This is a genomic window from Trinickia sp. (assembly GCF_051954495.1).
Lineage (GTDB): Bacteria > Pseudomonadota > Gammaproteobacteria > Burkholderiales > Burkholderiaceae > Trinickia.
The window spans coordinates 1-6,194 of record NZ_JBQCHR010000156.1; the positions used below are offsets into that span (position 1 = coordinate 1).

Sequence of the window (6,194 nt, forward strand, 5' to 3'; positions counted from 1 at the left end):
TTCGCTTGCGCTCCCGAATGCGGCTGCACGTTGGCGGCCCATCCGTAGCGGTCGGCGCCGAACAACTGCTTCACGCGATCGAGCGCGAGCTGCTCGGCCTCGTCGACGTATTCGCAGCCGCCGTAGTAGCGCTTGCCGGGATAGCCTTCGGCGTACTTGTTCGTCAGTTGCGAGCCTTGCGCAGCCATCACGGCCGGGCTCGTGTAATTTTCCGACGCGATGAGCTCGATATGCTCTTCTTGGCGGTGATTTTCCTGCTGGATGGCGTTCCAGATCTCGGGATCGACGTTGGCGATGGTGCTTTGGGCTCTGTCAAACATACGTATTCCGTAAAGGGTGAACAGGTTCGCCGAATCGCGCGCGAGACACGCGAAACGCGTATCGATCGTACGATTGCGCTGCTGGCGAAGGGCCAGCCCTGACGTGGCGGAGGAATCCGTTACGCGGGCGAGACAACCGCTGGCGGCGCGAACGACGGCGCGCGGAACTCGGCTGCCCAGGCGAACGGCAAAACGGCACCCTGCGCTTCACGGTGGGTTGCTCCACCTTGACCCCGGAGGGTTTTATCGCCAGTCACGCAGGGATGAGCGCAATAGTGTATTGGAAGCGCATCCAATAGGCAATTGGGGCCGCGATGAGTGTGGCGATCGAGCCCAGCGCCAGCCCGAATCTACGCATTTTCGAGACAACATGCGCGATCCGGTAAAATGCCGGGCCATGAACCAGCCTACCCATCGTCGCGGCGTGCAATCGAGCTTCGACTGGCCGATCCGCGTCTACTACGAAGATACCGATGCAGGCGGCATTGTCTTCTACGCCAACTACCTGAAGTTCTTCGAACGCGCGCGCACCGAATGGCTGCGTGCATGCGGCGTCGATCAGCGCAGGCTCGCAGAACAAAGCGGCATTCTGTTCGTCGTCAGCGAGACGGCGGTCCAGTATCGCGCGCCGGCCCGCCTGGACGACATGCTCGTGGTCGCGAGCCGCATCGAGCGGCTCGGCAAGGCGAGCGTCGAATTCGCGCAGGAAGCGCGCCGCGGTGATGTCGTCCTAGCATCCGGCACGATCCGCGTCGGTTGCGTGGAACATGCCACCCTTAGGCCCGTCGCACTGCCGTCGTCGGTATCGGAGGCGCTGCGCCGCGAACCGGGTCTATTTCAACAGGGGATGTCAACGGCAACCGCCTGATTTCCGTTGAGACTACGTCCATGAACTTGTATCGTGCCGGTCGATACCAAGCGGGGTTCGACATTGCCGGGTCGACGCTTTCAAGTGGCCGACTTAAACCCTCTTTGCGCCTTGCAGAGCCCTGCCCGTTCTGACGCATAAGCACAATTTTTATGAACAACGCACAAGATTTGTCGATCGTTTCGCTGGTCCTCAATGCGAGCGTGCTCGCTCAAGCGGTGATGGGGCTGCTTTTGCTGCTCTCGCTGATGTCGTGGACCTTCATCTTCCGCAAGTGGTTTGCCATCCGGCGCGCGCGGGCGCAGACTGAGCAGTTCGAACGTGATTTCTGGTCGGGCGGCGACTTGCAGGCGCTTTACCAAAGCGCGGCGAACAACCGCCATACGATCGGCGGGCTCGAGCGAATCTTCGAATCGGGCATGCGCGAATTCCTGAAGGGCAAGGAGCGCCGGATCAACGATCCGGGTGCGATCCTCGACGGTGCGCGCCGTGCGATGCGCGCCGCGTTCCAGCGCGAAATGGACGTGCTCGAGGCCAACCTCGCGTTTCTGGCCTCGGTCGGCTCGGTCAGCCCGTATATCGGTTTGTTCGGCACCGTCTGGGGGATCATGAACGCGTTCCGCGGTCTCGCCAACGTGCAGCAGGCGACGCTCGCGAACGTCGCGCCCGGCATCGCCGAAGCACTGACCGCGACGGCCATCGGCCTGTTCGCCGCGATCCCGGCCGTCGTCGCCTACAACCGCTACGCGCACGACATCGATCGTCTCGCAATTCGCTTCGAAACGTTCATCGAAGAGTTTTCGAACATCTTGCAGCGCCAAGCGCATTAAGGAGTACGCGATGGCCGGCTCCACCAATCGCTCGAGCATGCGCGGCGGCCGTTCCCGCCGGGCGATGGCCGACATCAACGTCGTGCCGTATATCGACGTCATGCTCGTTCTGCTCGTCATCTTCATGGTGACGGCGCCGCTCGTCGCGCCTTCGATCGTGAATCTGCCCACGGTCGGCGGCGCCGCGCCCCAGCAGCAAACGCCCCCCGTCGTCGTCAACATCCGCGGCGACGGCAAAATGAGCGTGCGCTACAAGGACGACGGCGGCGGCTCGCAGGAACAAGAGATGACGCGCGCCGATCTAGGCACGTTCGTCACGCAGCGCGAAGTGTCGCATCCGGATCAACCGGTCGTGATCGCCGCGGATAAGAGCGTCAAGTACGAAAGCGTCATGGACGTCATGTCCGACTTGAAGGCGCGCGGCGTCAAGCGCGTGGGTCTGCTCGTCAAATCGCAATGAACCGCAAGCAGTCCGTCTACCCCCTGCAACCGCCTCGCGAGCGCGGCACTTGGCGCGCGTTCGCGCTTGCGGTCGTGATGCACGTCTTGCTCGGGCTGTTCCTCTATCACGGCATTCACTGGCAGAACAGCACCCCTGCCGGCGCCGAGGCCGAACTGTGGACCGATATTCCGCCCACGCCCACGCAGCCGCCTCCTCCCCCTGCCCCGCCCGTTCGCGTACAGCCGGCTCCGCCCGTCGACCAAGAGCAAGCCGACATCGCGCTGCAAGAAAAGAAGCGCAAGGAGCAGGAAGCCGCTCAGCGCGCTGCCCAACTGGCCGAGGCGCAGCGACAGAAGGCGCTGCAGGAACAGCAGGACGAGGCCAAGCGCCAGGCGGCGCTCGCCCGCGAACAAGCGGCGAAACTGGCCGCGCAAAAAGCTGCCGCCGAGAAGCTGAAGCAGCAGCAGGCGCAAGCCGAAAAGCTCAAACAACAGCAGGCGGAACAGCAAAAGCTGGCGCAACAGAAGCAACAGCAGCTCGAAGCCCAGCAAAAGGCCGAAGCGGAGAAAGCGGCCGCGGAAAAGGCCGCGAAGGCGAGGGCGCTGGCCCAGCAGCAGGCTAAGCAAAAGCAGCAGCTCGAACAGGAGCGGCGCGCGCGGCTCGCCCAGCTGCAAGGCATGGCAGGACAAAGCGAAGGCGGCAACGGGCTCGCGAAAAGCGGCACGGGCAGCGGCTCGGGCGGCACGGCGGCCTCGCCAGGCTATTCGGACAAGGTGCGCCGGCGCGTGCGGCCCAACATCATTTGGGCCGGTGCGACCGAAGGGCTCGAAACCGTCGTCTCCGTGCACTGCGCGCCGGATGGGCAGATTTTGTCGGCTTCGATTCAAAAGGGCAGCGGCAATGCTCAGTGGGATTCGGCCGCGCTCAACGCCGTCAACGCGTCCAACCCGATGCCGCTCGACATCAACGGCAAGGCGCCGGCGTCGTTCCTCATCACGCTGCGCCCCGCGGGGTGACCCCGCGGCAGAGGAACGGGACGGATGGGCGCGAAGTGGTCAGGAACGATTTGTGCGTCGGGCAGTCTCTTTGCTGTCGTGCCATTTTTTCGTTTTTTGGGATTTCCAGCATGAGTTTGATGACGAAACTAGGCTTTAGGACGCTGCTCGCGTCTTGCCTGATTGCGTCGGCCGGTGCGGCCCACGCCCAATTGAACGTGCTCGTGACGGGCGTCGGCTCCACGCAATTTCCGATTGCGACGGCAAATTTCGCCAATGAAGCGAGCGCGCCGCAATCGGTCAGCGAGATCGTCCGCCAGGATTTGCAGCGCAGCGGCAAGTTCTCGAACATCGACGCCGGTTCCTCGCCCGTATCCGAAACCGATTCCGTCGATCTGGGCGCCTGGAAGGCCAAAGGCGCCAACGCATTCGTCGCCGGCAGCGTGACACGCGCGGCGCACGGCCAGTACGACGTGCGTTTCCGGCTGTACGACACGGTCAAGGGGCAAAGCCTCGGCGGCCTGTCGTTCACGACGCCCCCCGACAGCCTGCGCCTGACCGCCCACAAGATCTCCGACTACATCTATCAGAAGCTGCTCGGCGTCCGCGGCGTATTCGCGACGCGGCTGTCGTACGTGATCAAGGTCGGCAACCGTTACCAGCTGCAAATTTCGGACTCGGACGGCCAAGACGCGCACGTCGCGCTGTCGAGCCCCGAGCCGATCATCTCGCCGGCCTGGTCGCCCGACGGCACGAAGGTGGCCTACGTCTCGTTCGAGAAGCGCAAGCCGATCGTCTATATCCACGATCTGCCCACGGGCCGGCGCGTGGTGATCTCCGATCAGAAGGGCAACAACAGCGCGCCGGCGTGGTCGCCTGACGGCCGCACGGTGGCCGTGGCATTGTCGCGCACGGGCAACACGCAAATCTTCGCGGTCAACGCGAACGGCGGCGGTCTGCGCCGGTTGTCGCAAAGCACCTCGATCGACACCGAGCCGTTCTACTCTCCCGATGGCCAGTGGATTTATTTCACGAGCGACCGGGGCGGCCAGCCGCAGATCTACAAGATGTCGGCCCAAGGCGAAAGCGCCGGCGCGGCGCAGCGCGTGACGTTCACGGGCAACTACAACACGAGCCCGCGCGTGAGCCCGGACGGCAAGGAGCTTGCCTATATTTCGCGCGTCGGCGGCGCATTCAAGCTCTACGTGCAGGATCTGCAGACCGGCGTCGCCACGGCGCTGACCGATACGACACATGACGAATCGCCGAGCTTCGCGGCGAATGGTCAGTACATCCTTTACGCCACTCAGGTGAACGGCCGTGGCGTGTTGGCCGCAGTTTCGACCGACGGTCGGACTCGGCAAATCCTGTCCGTTCAAGGCGGCAGCGTGCGTGAGCCGTCTTGGGGTCCATTTATGCAATGACACACAAGGAGAGTAAAAAATGATGTCCAAACTTCGTATCGCGTTTGCGGTCATGCTGGTCGGCGCGTTGGCGGCTTGCCATTCGGGCACGAAGCTCAACGAGAACCCGACGCAAGGCGCCGTCGGCACGCAACCGAACCCGAACGCGGTCGCGCCGGTGACGGTCGATGAGCTGAACAACCCGAACAGCCCGCTCGCCAAGCGCAGCGTGTACTTCGACTTCGACAGCTACTCGGTCAAGCCGGAGTACCAAAGCCTGTTGCAAGCGCACGCGCAATATTTGAAGAGCCATCCGCAGCGCCACGTCCTGATTCAAGGCAACACCGACGAGCGCGGCACGAGCGAGTACAACCTCGCCCTGGGTCAAAAGCGAGCGGAAGCCGTGAAGCAAGGCCTGGAAACGCTGGGCGTGGCCGATTCGCAAATCGAAGCCGTGAGCCTCGGCAAGGAAAAGCCGATGGCGACGGGTCACGACGAAGCCTCGTGGGCGCAAAACCGCCGCGCGGATATCGTCTATCAGTAATTCGTAACGGGTGACAACGCGTATGACGCACCGTTTCTCCTGGCTGCGCGGTACCGCAGCCGCATGCGTGGCCGCCTCGGCGCTCGTCGCCGGGCCGGCGCACGCGGGTCTGTTCGACGACGACCAAGCACGCCAAGCCATTTTGGATTTGCGCGCGAAGACGGATAACCTCACGAGCCAACTCGCGGCCGCGCAGCGAACGCTGCTCGACCAGCAGGGGCGCATCGATCAGCTGAACCAGCAGATCGCCACGGTGCGCGGGCAGAACGAGGATCTGTCGAACCAGGTCGCCACGCTGCAGAAGCAGCAGAAGGACTACTACACCGATCTCGATACGCGGCTCAAGAAGTTCGAGCCGCAGACTCAGACGATCGATGGCGTCCAAGGCTCCGTGCAGCCCGGTGAGACGGATGCGTTCAACGCGGCGTCGCAGCAGTTTCGCAGCGGCGACTACAAAGGCGCCGCCGCCGCGTTTCGCGACTTCATCGCCAAGTATCCGCAGAGCCCTTACCAGCCGACGGCGCAGTACTGGCTCGGCAATGCGCTTTACGCGCAGCGCGACTACAAGGGTTCGACGGCCGTTTGGCAAGGCATCGTGAAGAACTACCCGCAGCACCCGCGCGCGCCCGAGGCGTTGCTGGCGATCGCCAACAACCAATTGGAACAAGGGCAGAAGGCGGCGGCTCGCAAGACGTTGCAGCAGATTCTGTCGCAATACAGCGGGTCGGATGTGGCGCAGTCGGCTCAGCAAAAGCTGGCGCAGACGAAATAAGGCGGGAAGTAGCGACGTGG

The 6,194-nt window shown here is 63.4% G+C and carries 7 protein-coding genes, 1 pseudogene and 1 riboswitch; of the genes and pseudogenes, 7 read left to right on the top strand and 1 reads right to left on the bottom strand.

Annotation, left to right across the window (positions count from 1 at the left end):
• Window positions 1-320, bottom strand: a pseudogene (gene glyA / locus ACTHNR_RS21255) (serine hydroxymethyltransferase); the annotation flags it as partial.
• A 167-nt stretch (window positions 321-487) separates the two neighbouring features.
• Window positions 488-587, bottom strand: a riboswitch (ZMP/ZTP riboswitch).
• A gap of 130 nt (window positions 588-717) precedes the next feature.
• Between glyA and ybgC the strand changes: the two are divergent.
• The 7 genes from ybgC (at window position 718) to ybgF (ending at window position 6,174) form a co-directional block, all read left to right on the top strand.
• Window positions 718-1,188 (top strand): tol-pal system-associated acyl-CoA thioesterase, encoded by a 471-nt coding sequence (gene ybgC, locus ACTHNR_RS21260; protein WP_440549698.1) that lies wholly within the window; start codon window positions 718-720, stop codon window positions 1,186-1,188.
• Between the two features lie 152 nt (window positions 1,189-1,340).
• Window positions 1,341-2,018: a protein TolQ gene (tolQ, locus tag ACTHNR_RS21265; RefSeq protein WP_102608820.1), complete on the top strand. Its 678-nt coding sequence runs from the start codon at window positions 1,341-1,343 to the stop codon at window positions 2,016-2,018.
• A 10-nt stretch (window positions 2,019-2,028) separates the two neighbouring features.
• Window positions 2,029-2,478 carry a protein TolR gene (tolR, locus tag ACTHNR_RS21270; protein WP_440549701.1) on the top strand — a complete coding sequence of 150 codons (450 nt, stop codon included), beginning with the start codon at window positions 2,029-2,031 and terminating at the stop codon, window positions 2,476-2,478.
• Complete coding sequence (gene tolA, locus ACTHNR_RS21275) at window positions 2,475-3,476, top strand: cell envelope integrity protein TolA (protein WP_440549704.1); 1,002 nt, start codon at window positions 2,475-2,477, stop codon at window positions 3,474-3,476. The genes tolR and tolA overlap by 4 nt, the downstream gene beginning before the upstream one ends.
• Before the next feature lie 110 nt (window positions 3,477-3,586).
• Complete coding sequence (tolB, locus tag ACTHNR_RS21280; protein WP_440549707.1) at window positions 3,587-4,879, top strand: Tol-Pal system beta propeller repeat protein TolB; 1,293 nt, start codon at window positions 3,587-3,589, stop codon at window positions 4,877-4,879.
• A 19-nt stretch (window positions 4,880-4,898) separates the two neighbouring features.
• Window positions 4,899-5,402, top strand: a complete 504-nt coding sequence (gene pal / locus ACTHNR_RS21285) for a peptidoglycan-associated lipoprotein Pal (RefSeq protein WP_440549709.1) — start codon at window positions 4,899-4,901, stop codon at window positions 5,400-5,402.
• A 22-nt stretch (window positions 5,403-5,424) separates the two neighbouring features.
• Window positions 5,425-6,174, top strand: a complete 750-nt coding sequence (gene ybgF, locus ACTHNR_RS21290; RefSeq protein WP_440549712.1) for a tol-pal system protein YbgF — start codon at window positions 5,425-5,427, stop codon at window positions 6,172-6,174.
• The last annotated feature ends 20 nt before the right edge of the window (window positions 6,175-6,194 follow it).

Bases quoted from the DNA above. Each gene is read 5' to 3' on its own strand.
- tolR (WP_440549701.1), top strand. From the start codon at position 2,029: ATGGCCGGCTCCACCAATCGCTCGAGCATGCGCGGCGGCCGTTCCCGC.
- tolQ (WP_102608820.1), top strand. From the start codon at position 1,341: ATGAACAACGCACAAGATTTGTCGATCGTTTCGCTGGTCCTCAATGCG.
- tolB (WP_440549707.1), top strand. From the start codon at position 3,587: ATGAGTTTGATGACGAAACTAGGCTTTAGGACGCTGCTCGCGTCTTGC.
- ybgF (WP_440549712.1), top strand. From the start codon at position 5,425: ATGACGCACCGTTTCTCCTGGCTGCGCGGTACCGCAGCCGCATGCGTG.
- tolA (WP_440549704.1), top strand. From the start codon at position 2,475: ATGAACCGCAAGCAGTCCGTCTACCCCCTGCAACCGCCTCGCGAGCGC.
- ybgC (WP_440549698.1), top strand. From the start codon at position 718: ATGAACCAGCCTACCCATCGTCGCGGCGTGCAATCGAGCTTCGACTGG.
- pal (WP_440549709.1), top strand. From the start codon at position 4,899: ATGATGTCCAAACTTCGTATCGCGTTTGCGGTCATGCTGGTCGGCGCG.